The organism is Mycobacterium sp. SP-6446 (genome assembly GCF_001954045.1).
GTDB lineage: Bacteria > Actinomycetota > Actinomycetes > Mycobacteriales > Mycobacteriaceae > Mycobacterium.
In genome coordinates, this window is record NZ_MBEM01000184.1 from 28,060 (window position 1) to 43,723 (window position 15,664).

Genomic DNA, 15,664 nt, shown 5'->3' on the forward strand with positions numbered 1-15,664 from the left:
ACGCCGACGGGCCGTCACGGCCCGTTCTCATCGCTCCGGTCCGGGTCCCAGCTGCCGGGCAGCATCGGCATCTTTGGGCCGCCATCGAATTCGTCACCGGCCAGGGTGGTCAAGCCCGCCGCCTCGGCGGCCGCCCGCCCGGGCGCGGTGCCGGCGAACCCCAGATTGCCGGCCCCCCGTTCCGACGCCGCGGTCGGCGGCGACGCATCCCAGTCCGGGTCGACGTCGATGTTCATGTCCATGAACTCGTCGCTATGGCCACGTTGTCGCGACCGCTGGCGCCGCCGCGCCCGCGCCGCGTCGCGTGCCGCAGTCGCTGCGGCCAACGCGGCGGCATCGGGCTCCGAAGCCTTCTTCTTGGCGCCCGAGCTGGCGCTGGCGCCGATTGCCGTGCCGAGTCCGATGCGGGGAGGCCCCACGACGTACGGGGGCACGAACGCCGTCCCAGTTGCGGCCGGCGGCGCCGACGGTGGCGCGACGCTGGCCACCGCGCTCGCCGTGGGAGCGGGCGCGGGCGCCGGGGCCGGCGCAGCCGCCGCGGCGGGCGCGGCAATGGGAGTCGATCCGAGCACCGGTACCAAGGCGGGCGGGGCCGCGACGGGTGCCGGTGCCGGCACGACCGCGGGCGCGGGTAGTGCGGCGAGCCCGGCGAGCCCCGCGAAACCGCCCAGGGCCCCGAAGGGCGCCGCCACGATGAGGGCGGGAACCACCAGCAATTCCGGCTGGGTGCCCAGGAAGCTGGCGATCTGCGCGATGTGGGTCGGCCAGTCGAACATCTCGAGGGCGACCAGGTACTGAAAGGCCAACGCCGGATTTGTCTGCAGGTAGACGAAAAACTGCTGAAAGTCCTCAAAGAGCTCGAGGGCGCGGACGACCCAGTAGATCGGTTCTGCCGGATTCGTGTATTCGTCGTAGGGAATGCCATTCACCATCGCGTGGGCGGGGTCCCAGTTGATGCCGAAGTTCTTCAGAATGTTGGCGATGAAGTCATCGATCGGGTTGTCGACGGTGGGGTCGGGGAAGGGGTTCTCCCCCGAATCCTGGGTCGAGGCATCGCTTTTCACGATCTGCGGAGCGGGCGCGGTTTGCGGCGTCGCGGCCAACGCCGCGCTGGATACTCCTTGATAGGTCGCCATCGTGGTGGCTGCCTGGACCCACATCCGCGCATAGTCGGCCTCGTTGACGGCGATGGGGATGGTGTTGATCCCAAAGAAGTTGGTAGCGACCAAGACTCCGTGGACGACGTGGTTGGCGGCGAGCTCGGCCAGTGTCGGCATGGCAGCCAGCGCCGCGGTGTAGGACGTCGCCGCCGTCTCATGCTGAGCGGCAGCAGCAGCGCTGTTCGCGCTGGCCTGGGTCAGCCATGCGAGATAGGGGGCGTGGGCGGCCACGTAGGACTCGGCGCTCGGGCCCTCCCATGCGCCCGCCTGCACGCCGGCCAACAGCGTGCTGAGTTCCTGTGCCGCAGAGGCGTATTCGCCGCTCAGCGAGTCCCACGCACCCGCGGCCGCCAGCAGCGACCCCGGCCCCGGGCCACCGCTGAGCAGGGCGGAGTGCACTTCCGGCGGTAGGGCCATCCAAATCGGAGCTGTCACGGCCACCCCTCGGGCTGGAGAGTTTTACCAGACCGAGAGCTTAATGAAAATGATTGTCGTTATCAAGCGGACGCGCTGGGCGCTAGACCAGGGGGCGCCCCGTCCTGATCCGGCGGTCGACGTCCCACAGCAGGACGTTGAACGGGAACCGCCGAATGAATCGCGGCAACAGCCGGTTGGCCGTGCGCAAGACCGCCATCAGCCGATCGAACCGCCGCTGCCTGGCGGCATCCCACGGCAACCGCATCTCGTCGCGAAACCGCTGCGGCAAGAACCCCGTCGTGATCAGCAGCGCGAAGTCGTCCGACATGCGTTGCAGCGGGCCCGGCAGCGCCACCCCGCGCACCCGGCCCGCGGCGATCGGGTACAGGTAGTCGCGCACGGCGTCGTCGATGTGCACCTTGGCCAGCGACTCCTGCCAGTACCGGTCGAAGGCGGCGCGATCCGGCGGCCACATCTCGGGCGGCACCTGCAACGTGGTGGCCAGCGACATGCCCTCGCGGTAGTGGCGGTCGGCATCCTCGCCGTCCAGCTCACCGATGAAGATGCGGTAGATATCGACCCCGCCCTTGTACAGACACGCCCCCACCCACAACTGCAAATCCACGTCGAAAGCGTTGTATTGCACCGGGCTTTCAGGCGTGGAGTACACCTCCGCATGGGCCCGGTTCACCGCGCGGCGAAAGGCCTCCTTCTGCGCATCGCTGCCCGCCGTGGCCACCGCGAGGTAGGTGAAGGTGGTGCGCGCCCGTTTGATGGGGTGCAGATCGACGCGGCCACTCTCGACCCGACTCTCCAGCACGCCGTAGCCGACGCCCGGACGCGCCAGTTGCATGATCACGTTCGCCGGGCCGGCCAGCAGTGCCACGCCCATCAATCCCTCGTCGATCCCCAGCGACCGGACGCGCCGCCGCCGCTGCGGACGGGGCGGATCGGCGATCGCGCGCTCGACGTGCCGCTGGTGGACATGCATTGCCAAGGTGAACCTCCCGCGGCCGCCGCCGAGCTAAATGTGAGAACGCTTGTTTCCTGATATTGTCCTCACGCCGCGCCGCTGTCAAGATGGTCTTCATGAGCGAGAGCGCGCGGCCCTACCGCGGGGTGGAGGCCGCCGAACGGCTCGCGGCTCGCCGCGGCCGGCTATTGGCCGCCGGCCTGGACCTACTGGGGGCGGAACGGCAGGACGTCTCGGCCCTGACCGTGCGCGGCGTGTGCCGCCGGGCCGGCCTGGCCGCGCGGTACTTCTACGAAAGCTTCACGGACAAGGACGAATTCGTCGGCCGCGTCTTCGATTGGGTCGTCGCCGATCTGGCCGCCACCACGCAGGCCGCGGTCGCGGCGGTACCGGTGCACGAGCAGACGCGAGCGGGAATGGCCAACATCGTGCGGACCATTGCCGGCGACGCTCGCGTCGGGCGCCTGCTGTTCAGCACCCAGCTCGCCGATCCCGTGATCGTGCGCAAGCGCGCCGAGTCCACCGCACTGTTCGCCATGCTCTCCGGCCAGCACGCGGGCGACGCGCTGCGGATGCCGGCAAACGACCGCATCAAGGCGGGGGCGCACTTCGCGGTCGGCGGCGTCGGCCAGACGATCAGCGCGTGGCTGGCCGGCGACGTCCGGCTCGAACCGGACCGGCTGGTCGATCAGCTGGCCTCGCTGCTCGACCGGCTCGCCGACCCAAACCTGTACGGCCTCACGGAAACAACGGGAGCTGCCACAGCCGCATCCCGGGCTTCAGCAGCCAAAAGCGCATCATCGTAAGGCGCACGACCCGGAGCGCACCGGTGATCAACAGGATCGCCACCGGCACCTCGATCCCCAGCGCCGTGATCACCGACAGCCGCAGGTCGTTGGGGCCCGCGGTCAGCAGGTCGAACCATGCGTCGCAGATCAGCAACACCCCGGCGGTGAACGCCGCCAGCACCAGCAGCTGGCGACGCAGGTACCCCAACACGGCCGTGGCCGCCATGAAGACGACCAACAAAATGTCGAAACCCACCCACGTCACCGGCCAGTTGTGCGCGACGTAATTCTCCGGCAACGTCACCGACAGGTACACGAGCCAGGGGATCATGGCGATCGAGCCACCGATCATGACGCCCAACCGGATACGCCGAATCCGACTGATCAGGTCCGGGTCAATCAGCTCGCTCAGTGGTTGCTCGAGCCGCGAGATCAGTTCCCGCCGCTGTGCGGGCGTCAACGCCGCGATCTGTTCGTCGGTCAAAACCCCGTCGGTCATCATTGCCATCCCCCGGATTGCGCACGGTCTTGCCAGTCAGCGTACGGCCTGGACCCGAGGTCGCCGGTCGGCCGCCGTCTTCGGCACCGCCTGCGCGTCGCTGTCGGTGAATTCCTTGACCCAGCAAGCGAATTCCAGCGTGATGCCGTCGGGATCCTGGAAGTAGAACGAGCGCACGTACACGCCGGGATGCACCGTCGCCGACACCTGCATCTCACTCTCGTCGTGGTTGAGCACCGGACCCACGCGCACGCCCTTTTCCTTGAGGCGCCGCCGATAGGCGTCGAACTTCTCGGCCGGTACATGAAACGCCAGGTGGTTCATGGTGCTCACCGCGCTGGTGATGTCACCGATGCCCGGGATGGCGCCGGGCGACGAGATGCCGGGCACCCGGTCGGCGGCGTCGGCGAACCAGAAAAAGGCGACGCAGTCGCCGTTGCCGGCGTCGAAGAAGAAGTGCTGCCCCTGACCACCGGGCAGATCGAGCGATTTGATCAGCGGCATGCCGAGGATGTTGCTGTAGAAGTCCACGGTGCGCGCCATGTCCGAGCACACCAGCGCGACGTGATTGATTCCGCCGAGCTCGAATTCCGTGTTGGTGTTGTGCGGCTTGATCATCTTGCGGCTCCCATCGAGGTGCAGGCCCTGGCCAAGATTAAGATCTGAATCTAACATCAGGTTCAGTTTTGCTCCAGGGAGGTGCGCCACGTGTTGACCGCGGCAGAGCCCAATCGCCGGCCCGGCCAGGCCGCCGACTTCCCGACGCACCGGGGCCGCCGCACGCAAGCCGCGATCGACGCGGCCGCCCGAACGGTCATCGCGCGCAAGGGCATTCTGGCCACGACCATCGCCGATATCGCGGCGGAGGCGGGCCGCTCGGCGGCCTCGTTTTACAACTACTACGACTCCAAAGAGGCGATGGTCCGGCAGTGGGCCCTGCGCTTCCGCGACGAGGCCAACCAGCGCGCGCTGACGGTGACCCGGCATGGTCTGTCGCATCGCGAGCGGGCATACGAGGCCGCCGCCGCGCACTGGCACACCTACCGCCACCGGCTCGCCGAGATGATCGGCGTGTCCCAATTGGCGATGGTCAACGACGACTTCGCCCAATACTGGGCCGAAATGTGTGCGATACCAATCTCTTTCATCACCGAGACGGTGCGACGGGCCCAGGCCGAGGGCTACTGCCCGGAAGATGACCCGCGGCTCATTGCCGAGGCGATCGTGGCGATGTTCAACCAGTTCTGCTACATCCAGCTCAGTGGGGCACGCTCCGAGCCCGACGATCGGGCCTGCATTCAGACGCTTGCCAACATCTACTACCGGGCCATCTACTCCCCAGGAGAGCCGCTGAAGTGACTCGTCATACTCCTGCAGCAGGAGTCATCCGAGAGTTCATCGGGCTGCCGTCTCCCACCGCGGGACGCGCCGGCGCCGGGGGTCATCCGTGTCAGGGCCTGTACCACCGGGCAGTCGGGCGCAAGCCGAAGGTGGCGATGATCGCAACGCATTACCAGATCGACTTCTCCGAGCATTATCTCGCCGACTACATCGCGACCCGCGGCATCGGGTTCCTCGGCTGGAACACCCGGTTCCGTGGTTTCGAGAGCAGCTTTCTGCTCGACCATGCCCTGGTCGACATCGGCGTCGGGGTCCGCTGGCTGCGCGAAGTCCAGGGCGTGGATACCGTTGTGCTGCTCGGCAATTCGGGAGGCGGCTCCCTGATGGCCGCGTATCAGTCCCAGGCCGTCGAACCGAACGTGACCCCGCTCGAGGGCATGCGTCCGGCGGCCGGGCTGGGCGAGTTGATCCCCGCCGACGGGTACGTGGCCACCGCGGCCCACCCCGGGCGCCCCGAGGTGCTGACTGCGTGGATGGATGCCGCGGTCGTCGACGAGAACGATCCCGTCGCCACCGATCCCGAGCTCGACCTGTTCAACGAGGCGAACGGTCCCCCGTACTCGCCGGAGTTCCTGGCCCGCTATCGTGCGGCGCAGACCGCACGCAACCATGCCATTACCGACTGGGCCGAGATGGAGCTCAAACGCGTTCGCGCCGCGGGGTTTTCCGATCGACCGTTCACCGTCATGCGAACCTGGGCCGATCCCCGCATGGTCGATCCGAGCATCGAGCCGACCAAGCGTCAGCCGAATCTGTGTTACGCGGGCATCCCGGCCAAGGCCAACCGCTCCGCGCACGGCATCGCCGCGGCCTGCACGCTGCGCAACTGGCTGGGCATGTGGAGTCTGCGGGCGGCGCAAACCCGCGCCGAGCCGCATCTGGCCCGGATCTCCTGCCCGGCCCTGGTGATCAACGCCGACGCCGACACCGGCGTCTTTCCGTCGGATGCCCAGCGCATCTACGATGGGCTCGCCGCCACCGACAAGACCCAATGCTCGATCGACACCGACCACTACTTCAGCACCCCGGGCGCGCGCACCGAGCAGGCCGATACCATCGCCAAGTGGATATCCAAACGGTGGCGCTAACAATCTCGTGAGAGTACTGGCCCATTTTGTCCCCGGCGACAAGGTCCTAAATTTTGTTGCGCCCGAAGCGGATTGGCTGGACATTCGTTGGTGCGCCGACGATGACGAGACCGCCTTCTACCGGGAGCTGCCGGACGCGCAGGTGATCTGGCATGTGCTGCGGCCCCTGTCGGGCGCCGACCTGCGGCGCGCGCCACGGCTGCGGTTGGTGCACAAACTCGGCGCCGGAGTCAACACCATCGACGTGGAGACCGCGACGAAATGCGGTATCGCAGTGGCCAATATGCCCGGCGCCAACGCGCCGTCGGTGGCCGAGGGCACGGTGTTGCTGATGCTGGCCGCCTTGCGCAGGCTCCCGGCGCTGGACCGCGCGGTGCGCCGCGGTGCCGGCTGGCCGGCCGATCCCGAACTCGGCGAGACGGTACGCGACATCGGCGGCTGCACCGTCGGCCTGGTCGGCTACGGCAACATCGCCAAACGTGTCGGCGACATCGTCACCGCGATGGGCGCCACCGTGCTGCACACCAGCACCCGCGACGACGGGCGGCCCGGCTGGCGGCGGCTACCCGAATTGCTGGCGGCCAGCGACATCGTCTCGCTGCACCTACCGTTGCGCGCCGACACCGTCCATCTGCTGGACCGCGACGCGCTGGCCCGGATGAAACCGGATGCGGTGCTGGTCAACACGTCACGCGGAGCCGTCGTCGACGAAGTCGCCCTCGTCGACGCGTTGCGTGGCGGCCGGCTTGCCGCGGCGGGCCTGGACGTCTTCGACGCCGAGCCGGTCGGGCCCGACAATCCCCTCCTGGGCTTAGACAACGTGGTGCTCACGCCGCACGTCACCTGGTACACGGCCGACACCATGCGGCGGTATCTGGTCGAGGCCGTTGCCAACTGCCGCCGGCTGCGCGACGGGCTTCCATTGGCCAATGTGGTCAACCAACCCACCGGTTGTTAGCTTGGAAGGCGCTGGCCGAAACACAGCGTGGGAAGGCGACCAATGCCGATCGCGATAACTCCTGAGCATCAAGACCTGGCCGATTCGGTGCGATCTCTGGTGGCGCGCGTCGCGCCGTCGGAGGTGCTGCACGAGGCCATGGAAACACCGATCGAGAACCCGCCACCGTACTGGCGGGCGGCGGCCGAGCAGGGCCTGCAGGGGGTTCATCTGGCGGAGTCCGTCGGCGGGCAGGGATTCGGCATCCTCGAGCTGGCCATCGTGCTTGCCGAGTTCGGCTACGGCGCGGTACCCGGACCATTCGCGCCGTCCGCGATCGCCAGCGCACTCATCGCCGCGCACGACCCGGACGCCAAGGTGCTCGCCGACCTCGCCTCCGGCGCGGCCATCGCCGCCTACGGGCTGGATTCCGGGCTGACCGCCACCAGGCAGGGTGACGCGCTGGTGATCCGCGGTGAAGCGCGCGCCGTGCCCGCGGCGGCGCAGGCGTCGGTGCTGGTGCTACCGGTGGCGATCGACAGCGGTGACGAATGGGTGGTGCTGCGCGCCGACCAGCTGGAGATCGAGCCGGTGCAGAGCGTCGACCCGCTGCGCCCGATCGCGCATGTGCGGGCCAACGCCGTCGAGGTCGGCGACGACGCCGTGTTGAGCAGCCTGACCATGGCGACGGCGCACGCGCTGATGACCACGCTGCTGTCCGCGGAGGCGATCGGTGTGGCGCGCTGGGCCACCGACACCGCGTCCCAATACGCCAAGATCCGCGAACAGTTCGGCAGGCCGATCGGCCAGTTCCAGGCCATCAAGCACAAGTGCGCGGAGATGATCGCCGACACCGAGCGAGCGACGGCCGCGGTGTGGGATGCCGCGCGCGCCATCGATGAGGCAGGCCAAAACAATTGGGACACAGCCGGTTCCGGGGTCGAGTTCGCCACCGCCGTGGCCGCGACGCTGGCTCCGGCGGCCGCCCTGCGCTGCACCCAGGACTGCATCCAGGTGCACGGCGGCATCGGGTTCACCTGGGAGCACGACACGAACGTCTACTACCGCCGGGCGGTGATCCTCGCCGCGTCCTTCGGCCGCCGGTCGGAGTACCCGCAAAGGGTGGTGGACACCGCGACCACCACGGGGATGCGCGCCGTGGATATCGACCTGGACCCCGATACCGAAAAGCTGCGATCCGAAATCCGGGCCGAGGTGGCGGCGCTCAAGGCGATGGACCGCGAGCCCCGCAAGGTCGCGATCGCCGAGGGCGGGTGGGTGCTGCCCTACCTGCCCAAGCCGTGGGGCCGGGCGTCGAGCCCGGTCGAGCAGATCATCATCGCCCAGGAGTTCACCACCGGACGGGTCAAGCGGCCCCAGGTCGGCATCGCCGCCTGGATCATTCCGTCGATCGTCGCGTTTGGTACCGAGGAGCAGAAACAACGTTTCCTGCCGCCGACCTTTCGCGCCGAAATGGTCTGGTGCCAACTGTTTTCCGAGCCGGGTGCCGGGTCGGATCTGGCGGGGCTGACCACCAAGGCGACGCGAGCCGACGGCGGGTGGCGCATCACCGGGCAGAAGATCTGGACCACCTACGCGCAGTACTCGCACTGGGGCGCGCTGCTGGCGCGGACGGATCCGTCGGCGCCGAAGCACAACGGCATCACGTACTTCCTGTTGGACATGAAGAGCGAGGGCGTCACGGTCAAGCCCTTGCGCGAGCTCACCGGCAACGCGATGTTCAACACCGTCTACATCGACGACGTGTTCGTGCCCGACGATTGCGTGCTGGGTGACGTCAACCGGGGCTGGGAGGTCAGCCGCAACACGCTGACGGCGGAGCGGGTCTCGATCGGGAGCAGCGACGCGAATTTCCTTGCCACCCTGCCGGAGTTCGTCGAGTTCGTCCGTGACGGCCAGTTCGACCAGATAGCGCAACATCGGGCCGGGCAATTGATCGCCGAAGGTCACGCCGCGAAGGTGCTCAACCTCCGCTCGACGCTGTTGACACTGGCCGGCGGCGACGCCATGCCGTCGGCGGCGATCTCGAAGCTGCTGTCGATGCGCACCGGTCAGGGTTACGCCGAATTCGCGGTGTCCTCGTTCGGCACCGACGCCGCGATCGGCGACCCCGAACAGTTGGCGGGCAAGTGGGACGAGTACCTGCTGGCCAGCCGCGCCACCACCATCTACGGGGGCACGTCGGAGGTGCAGCTCAACATCATCGCCGAGCGGCTCCTGGGCCTGCCCCGCGACCCATAAGAAGAATCCATGCCGACCCGAGGCCGGTCTCGGGTCGGCATGGATTGCCTTTGGGTGGGGGGCCATGCCGGCCGCGCGGTGGTAGGCCGGCATGGCGCTTCCCCCCTCAGCGTGGCCGGGTCAACCTAAACGCTCGGCAGGACAAGGCTGACCACGCCACGCAGTGCTAGCGGCTGGCTCACCACCACCAGTTCCACCACTGCTGCGCGGGCCCCCACCAGTGCCCGGGAGCCCAGAAGCCGCGACCAGGCGGGATGTTGCCCCAACCGTTGCCGGGATGACCCCACCATCCGACATCGGGGCCGTGCCAAACCGGGCCGGGAACCCAACCGGGGCCTTTACCCCAACCGGGACCAGGTCCGTGACCCCAACCGGGGCCGGGGCCAGGGCCATGGCCTCCGCCGCCATGGCCACCTCCACCCCCGCCGGGGCGGTCGGGGATCACGCCGGGGCTAAGCGGCGCGCCGCCGTGCGGCCCGGCGTTGTCGAAGCTTGTCGCTGGGGTCGGCGCTGGGGCGGCTTGTGCCGCGGGTGCGCTGCCGACCAGCATCGCCCCGGCCAGCGCGCCGGCACCTACCGCGGCTGCCGCGGCGTTACGCATGGATCGCAGTGAAATCATTTCTCGACCTCCCTCCACGATCCGTCAAAAACTGATACTTAAAACGTTACCCACAAATTCTCAGGCAAACAACAGCCGATACGCAAATCACAGTAGTAAATTAGTTCGGCATCGTATTTCATGATATTTCCAAATACTGAGATCAGTAGAGTTAACTTTAGCGTCGCACCAGTAAGACAACCATCTACTGACTTACTGAGGTACGTATCTCCGGCTTTACGTAACTCCTGAATTAATGCCGAGGTGGAATGGTAGTAAATTCGCCTTCGCGGATCGCCCAGCGAACTTCGTAATTACGTCCTGCGGGTATCGGGGCCGTCCCCCGCCGGCGGGCCGGATGCGTCGGTGGCTCGCGGCGCGACTCGGGGCGACTTTAGTGACAGAATCGGTAGCAGACACATACTGATTTACTGACTTGCCTCCACGAAGGGACGGCCGCCGCAGTGAGCTTCAACCCCAGCCGCACACCCGGCACGCCTTCGGACGACGCGACGACGACCGAGCGCCTAACGAGCTTCCGGCAACCGGGCGCCCCACGGATCACCGGCCCAACCCCGCGGTCACGCGACGCAACCGAACGGCCGATCCGCATCCAGCGCACCCGGCGCACCGTGGATCTCCCGGCAGCCACACACCGGGCCCTCGACATTTGGCAACGGGACGCGGCCGACCGCCTCGGGGTCGCGAGGGTAACCGGACAAGAGGTCCTCACCGCGCTGATAGACCGGCTACTGGCCGACCCAAAGCTCGGGGCCGAGATCACCCGCGCCATCCAGGAACGGCGCTGAGCAGCCGCCCCGTGACCGGCCGCTAGTCGATCTCCATCTCCCGCAGCTCGCGCTTGAGCACCTTGCCCGTAGGGTTGCGCGGCAGCTCATCGAGGAAGACCACTTCCCGCGGCACCTTGTAGCGCGCCAGGTGGTCGCGCACGTAGTGCTTGACGGTGTCCTCGTCGAGGTCGGCGTCCTCCTTCTTGACCACGAAGGCGCGCAACCGATGACCCCACTCCTTGTCCTCGACACCGATGGCGGTGGCCTCCACGACGTCCGGATGCCCGCTGATCAGGTCCTCCACCTCGGCGGGGAAGACGTTCTCACCGCCGGAGACGATCATCTCGTCGTCGCGACCGCTGACGTACAGCAGGCCGTGCTCGTCGAAGTACCCGACGTCGCCGGACGACATCAGGCCGTCGATGATCTGCTTGTGGCCGCCACCGGTGTAGCCCTCGAACGGGAACGCGTTGCCGACGAAGATCCGTCCCACCTCGCCCTGCGGCTTCTCGTTGCCGTTGTCGTCGAGGATCTTGACCTTGACGCCCTTGACCACCGGTCCGACCGTCGCCGCATTCTTTTCCAGGTCCTTGGGCCCGGCGATGGTGGCGAACGCGATCTCGGTCGAGCCGTACATGTTGTAGATGACCGGACCGAAGTCCTTGAGCGCGCGGCTCGCCAGCTCGGCGCCCAGTTGCGACCCGGAGATGAAGATGATCTTCAGGCTGGACAGGTCGGGCTTCTTGTCCATCTTCTCGATCGCGTCCAGCAGCCGCGACAGCATCACCGGCACGACCACCATCGCCGTCGCCTTGTGCTTCTCGATGTCCTCCAGCACCAGCGGTGGCTTGAACTTGCGCCGCAGCACCAGCGTCGACCCCAGGAACATCGCGATGGTGCCGTGCAGAAAACCCAGCGCGTGGAACATCGGGGCGGGCAGCGAGGTCACCTCGCCCGCCTTGAACGGCACGTGCGACAGGATGCCCCCGATTGGCGCCAGCGTTGGCGGGGTGCTGCGGTTGGCGCCCTTGGGGGTGCCGGTGGTGCCGCTGGTCAGGATGATGATCGACGAGTGCTTGCTCGCCTTCGGGGCGGGCTTGTTGCTGCTGCGCTCGATCAGGTCGGCCAGCGTTTCGTCCTTACTTCCGGACGACTCGTCGCTGTCGGGGTTGGTCCCGAGGGCGCGCAGCTTGCCAAGCTCCGGTTCGGCTTTGCTGACGGCCTTGGTGTACTCGTCGTCGTAGATGATCAGCTTGGCGCCTTCGCGCTCCGACACCTCCTTGATCTGCGGGCCGGAGAACTCGCTGTTGAGCAGGATGATGCGCGCGCCGACCCGCGCGGCGCCGAAGTAGGCGATCAGGAACCAGCGGGTGTTGCGGGCCAGGATGGCGACGCCGTCGCCGCCCTTGACGCCCTTCTCGAGCAGCCCATTGGCCACCGCGTGCGCGGCCTCGTCGAGCTCGCGAAAACTGAATTCGCCGTCTTCGTCGATGCACGCCGCACGGTCCGGATGACGCCGGGCATTGAGCGACGGCAGCATGCCGAACTCGCCCCACTTGTAGATGTCGGCGGCCATCGCGGCGACGTTCTGCGGCGGCTCGATCCGGAATGCACCCGCTTCGAAGATCTTGCGCACGTAGTGCAGTTCGGCCGAACCGCGCTCGAGATACTGCTGAACTTTCGCCACGGTTTGCCCGGGCAGGCCGATGAGGTTAGGCATGACTTCACCATATGTGACGCAGGTCGCAATGGGCCGAGAAAATTTTCCCGGAATTACCATGAACCCCATGACCGCTCCGGTGTCACTCGACGTGGCCGGGCGCGAGGTCACCATCACCCATCCGGACAAAGTGGTCTTCCCCGGCGACGGCGGCGCGGGCCGCCACACCAAGCTCGACCTGGTCCGCTACTACCTATCCGTCGCCGACGGGGCGCTGCGCGGTGTCGCCGGCCGGCCGATGATTCTGAAGCGCTTCGTCAAGGGGATCTCGCAAGAGGCGGTGTTCCAGAAGCGTGCGCCCAAGAACAGGCCGGACTGGGTGGACGTCGCCGAGCTGCGCTACGCGTCGGGCACCTCCGCCGAGGAGGCCGTCATCCACGACGCCGCCGGGCTGGCGTGGGTGATCAATCTGGGCTGCGTGGACCTCAACCCGCATCCGGTGCAAGCCGTCGACCTCGATCACCCCGACGAATTGCGGGTCGACCTGGATCCGATGCCCGGGGTGCCCTGGCAGCGGATCGTCGACGTCGCGCTGGTGGCCCGCGAGGTGCTGGAGGACTACGGGCTGACGGCGTGGCCGAAGACGTCCGGGTCGCGCGGCTTTCACATCTACGCGCGCATCGCCCCCCGCTGGGGCTTCCGTCACGTACGGCTGGCGGCCCAAACCGTGGCCCGGGAGGTGGAGCGCCGGGCGCCCGAGGCGGCGACGAGCCGCTGGTGGAAGGAGGAGCGCGAGGGCGTCTTCGTCGACTTCAACCAGAACGCCAAGGACCGCACGGTCGCGTCGGCCTACTCGGTGCGGGCCACCGCCGATGCCCGGGTGTCGACGCCGCTGCATTGGGACGAGGTCGCCGGCTGTAAGCCCGAGGCGTTCACCATCGCCACCGTGCCGGACCGGCTGGCCGACCTCGGTGATCCGTGGGAGGGCATGGACGACGCCGTCGGCGAGCTGGATCGGTTGCTGATGCTGGCCGAGGAGCTGGGGCCGGCGGAGAAGGCCCCGCGAGGGGCGAAAGGCAGCACGTCGCGCGGCGACGGCCGTCGCCAGTCCTCGAAGCCGCTCATCGAGATCGCCCGCACCAAAACCCGGGACGAGGCGATGGCCGCGCTGGACATCTGGCGCGGCCGCTACCCCGCCGTCGCCGACCGGCTGCACCCGGCCGACGTTCTGGTCGACGGGATGCGCGGGCCGAGCTCGATCTGGTACCGGATCCGGATCAACCTGCAGCACGTGCCGGCCGACCAGCGCCCGCCGCAGGAAGACCTGATCGCCGACTACTCCCCTTGGGAGGGCTACACGCCGCCGGCTTCCAGACGGGGCGCCGCGGATGCGGGACAATCGCCTCATGCAGGCGACTGAGCCGCCCCTGGGTCTGCGGGAGCGCAAGAAGATCAAGACGCGCCAGGCCATCAGGCGCGCGGCGTTCCGCCTGATCGAGCAGAACGGCTACGCCGCCACCACCGTCGAGCAGATCGCAGAGGCCGCCGAGGTGTCGCCCAGCACCTTCTTCCGGTACTTCCCCTCCAAGGAGTCGTTGCTCTTGGCCGACGATCTGGACCCGCTGATATTGGCGGCCTTCGAGTCGGCGCCGCCCGACCTGTCGCTGATCCAGGCGTTCCGCCGGGCCTATCAGGACGTCATGGCGCAGCTTCCCGCCGACCAGCTGGAGTTCGAGAACACCCGGCAGCGGCTGATGTTCTCGATACCGGAACTCAAGGCGGCCATGTACGACGAGTACTACCGCACCGTCAACGTCATGGCCGAAGCGATAAGCCGCCGAATCGGCCGGCCCGCAAGTGATTTCGAGGTCCGGGTGTTCGTCGGTGCGCTGACCGGCGCGATGATGGCCGCCTTCGACAATGCGCCACAGACGGCCGAAACGGTCTATCGGGCGATGGACTTCGTGGATGCCGGAATGCCGCTGGGCTGAGCGGCTAAACCGCGCGGCGCCGCAGGTGAGAGGGCGAAACGCGATACTCTCACGCGATGAGGAATCGGCGAGGATTCTTGCGGCTCGCCGGGGCCGCAGCGGCGGTCGGGGTCGCCGCCGTCTCGCCGGGTTGCTCGTCGCCCAGGCCGTCGCCGGGTTCCGCTCCCCGCGGATCGGTGACGGTCAGCCACCTGTTCGGCCAGACCGTCGTCAAAGAGCCACCCAAGCGCGTCGTCAGCGCCGGCTACACCGAACAAGACGACCTGCTCGCGGTGGGCGTGGTGCCCATCGCGGTCACCAATTGGTTCGGCGATCAACCGTTCGCCGTGTGGCCGTGGGCCCAGCCCAAACTCGGCGACGCACATCCGGTGGTGCTCAACCTCGACAACGGGATTCCGGTCGACCAGATCGCCGGGCTGAAACCCGATCTGATCGTGGCCGTCAACGCCGGGGTGGACGCCGACACCTATCAGAAGCTGTCGGCGATCGCCCCGACCATCGCGCAATCGGACGGCGACGCGTTCTTCGAGCCGTGGAAGGAGCAGGCCACCGCCATCGGGCAGGCGGTGTTCCAGGCCGACCAGATGAGGTCACTGATCGACGCCGTCGACAAACAGTTCGTCGCGGTCGCCCAGAAGTATCCGCAGTGGCAGGCCAAGAAGGCATTGTTGATGCAGGGCACGCTTTTTCAGGGCACGGTGGTCGCAACCACCGCGGGCTGGCGCACGGACTTCCTCAACCAGATGGGCCTCGTCATCGCCGACAGCATCAAACCGTTCGGCACCGATCATCGCGCCGTCATCCCGCGCGACCAGATCAAGACGGTGCTCAATTCCGCCGACGTGGTGATCTGGACGACGGAAAGCCCGGACGACCAAAAGGCGATACTCGCCGACCCCGAGGTGGCGGCTTCGCAGGCGACCGCGCAGAGTCGCCACATCTTCACCACCAAGGACCAGGCCGGGGCGATCGCGTTTTCCTCGCCGCTGAGCTACCCGTTGGTCGCCGACCAACTGCCCCCGCAGATCAGCAAGATCCTGGGTTAGATCCCACTGTTTGAGCGTTTGCTAAGGCACCTCTGGCAGTGCTCGAAAATCCC

General features: G+C 67.5%; 15 protein-coding genes. 9 read left to right on the forward strand and 6 right to left on the reverse strand.

From position 1 onward, the window contains the following. Window positions 1-14: 14 nt before the first annotated feature. Together A5736_RS16795 and A5736_RS16800 are read right to left on the reverse strand one after the other, a co-directional pair. On the reverse strand, window positions 15-1,595 hold the full coding sequence (locus A5736_RS16795) for a PPE family protein (RefSeq protein WP_076247495.1): 1,581 nt from the start codon (window positions 1,593-1,595) through the stop codon (window positions 15-17). Between the two features lie 82 nt (window positions 1,596-1,677). After that, window positions 1,678-2,568, reverse strand: a complete 891-nt coding sequence (locus tag A5736_RS16800) for an oxygenase MpaB family protein (protein ID WP_076247454.1) — start codon at window positions 2,566-2,568, stop codon at window positions 1,678-1,680. A 98-nt stretch (window positions 2,569-2,666) separates the two neighbouring features. Here A5736_RS16800 and A5736_RS16805 point away from each other — a divergent pair, with 98 nt between their 5' ends. After that, window positions 2,667-3,356 carry a TetR/AcrR family transcriptional regulator gene (locus A5736_RS16805; protein ID WP_139333371.1) on the forward strand — a complete coding sequence of 230 codons (690 nt, stop codon included), beginning with the start codon at window positions 2,667-2,669 and terminating at the stop codon, window positions 3,354-3,356. Here the strand turns inward: A5736_RS16805 and A5736_RS16810 are convergent. Both A5736_RS16810 and A5736_RS16815 read right to left on the reverse strand, forming a co-directional pair. Next, window positions 3,289-3,837, reverse strand: a complete 549-nt coding sequence (locus A5736_RS16810; RefSeq protein WP_076247497.1) for a hypothetical protein — start codon at window positions 3,835-3,837, stop codon at window positions 3,289-3,291. The genes A5736_RS16805 and A5736_RS16810 overlap by 68 nt on opposite strands. A gap of 36 nt (window positions 3,838-3,873) precedes the next feature. Next, entirely contained in the window at window positions 3,874-4,455 is a 582-nt protein-coding gene (locus tag A5736_RS16815) for a VOC family protein (protein ID WP_076123668.1), read from the reverse strand. 90 nt (window positions 4,456-4,545) lie between these two features. Here A5736_RS16815 and A5736_RS16820 point away from each other — a divergent pair, with 90 nt between their 5' ends. Genes A5736_RS16820 through A5736_RS16835 form a run of 4 tightly spaced genes read left to right on the forward strand, consistent with a single transcriptional unit; the run spans window position 4,546 to window position 9,525 of the window. Beyond that, complete coding sequence (locus tag A5736_RS16820) at window positions 4,546-5,196, forward strand: TetR/AcrR family transcriptional regulator (RefSeq protein WP_076123699.1); 651 nt, start codon at window positions 4,546-4,548, stop codon at window positions 5,194-5,196. Continuing rightward, window positions 5,193-6,326, forward strand: coding sequence for an alpha/beta hydrolase (locus A5736_RS16825; protein ID WP_076123667.1), 1,134 nt, complete (start codon window positions 5,193-5,195; stop codon window positions 6,324-6,326). The genes A5736_RS16820 and A5736_RS16825 overlap by 4 nt, the downstream gene beginning before the upstream one ends. 7 nt (window positions 6,327-6,333) lie before the next feature. Further along, entirely contained in the window at window positions 6,334-7,284 is a 951-nt protein-coding gene (locus tag A5736_RS16830; RefSeq protein WP_076247456.1) for a 2-hydroxyacid dehydrogenase, read from the forward strand. A gap of 42 nt (window positions 7,285-7,326) precedes the next feature. Then, window positions 7,327-9,525 (forward strand): acyl-CoA dehydrogenase, encoded by a 2,199-nt coding sequence (locus A5736_RS16835; protein ID WP_076247457.1) that lies wholly within the window; start codon window positions 7,327-7,329, stop codon window positions 9,523-9,525. 178 nt (window positions 9,526-9,703) lie between these two features. On the opposite strand, the gene A5736_RS26420 is transcribed toward A5736_RS16835, so the two are convergent. Continuing rightward, entirely contained in the window at window positions 9,704-10,144 is a 441-nt protein-coding gene (locus A5736_RS26420; RefSeq protein WP_217695759.1) for a hypothetical protein, read from the reverse strand. A gap of 443 nt (window positions 10,145-10,587) precedes the next feature. On the opposite strand from A5736_RS26420, the gene A5736_RS16840 reads away from it, so the two are divergent. Beyond that, the gene (locus tag A5736_RS16840; RefSeq protein ID WP_233148003.1) at window positions 10,588-10,932 is read left to right on the forward strand and encodes an ATPase; all 345 of its coding nucleotides are present in this window, start codon (window positions 10,588-10,590) and stop codon (window positions 10,930-10,932) included. Between the two features lie 22 nt (window positions 10,933-10,954). On the opposite strand, the gene fadD2 is transcribed toward A5736_RS16840, so the two are convergent. After that, window positions 10,955-12,634, reverse strand: coding sequence for a long-chain-fatty-acid--CoA ligase FadD2 (gene fadD2 / locus A5736_RS16845; RefSeq protein WP_076123663.1), 1,680 nt, complete (start codon window positions 12,632-12,634; stop codon window positions 10,955-10,957). 58 nt (window positions 12,635-12,692) lie between these two features. On the opposite strand from fadD2, the gene A5736_RS16850 reads away from it, so the two are divergent. From A5736_RS16850 to A5736_RS16860, 3 genes are read left to right on the forward strand one after another with little or no spacing between them, the layout of a single operon-like run. Then, window positions 12,693-13,994, forward strand: coding sequence for a DNA polymerase domain-containing protein (locus A5736_RS16850; RefSeq protein ID WP_076247458.1), 1,302 nt, complete (start codon window positions 12,693-12,695; stop codon window positions 13,992-13,994). Beyond that, window positions 13,981-14,565 carry a TetR family transcriptional regulator gene (locus A5736_RS16855; RefSeq protein WP_076123661.1) on the forward strand — a complete coding sequence of 195 codons (585 nt, stop codon included), beginning with the start codon at window positions 13,981-13,983 and terminating at the stop codon, window positions 14,563-14,565. The genes A5736_RS16850 and A5736_RS16855 overlap by 14 nt, the downstream gene beginning before the upstream one ends. Window positions 14,566-14,621: 56 nt before the next feature. Then, window positions 14,622-15,611 carry an ABC transporter substrate-binding protein gene (locus A5736_RS16860; RefSeq protein WP_076247460.1) on the forward strand — a complete coding sequence of 330 codons (990 nt, stop codon included), beginning with the start codon at window positions 14,622-14,624 and terminating at the stop codon, window positions 15,609-15,611. Window positions 15,612-15,664 lie beyond the last annotated feature (53 nt).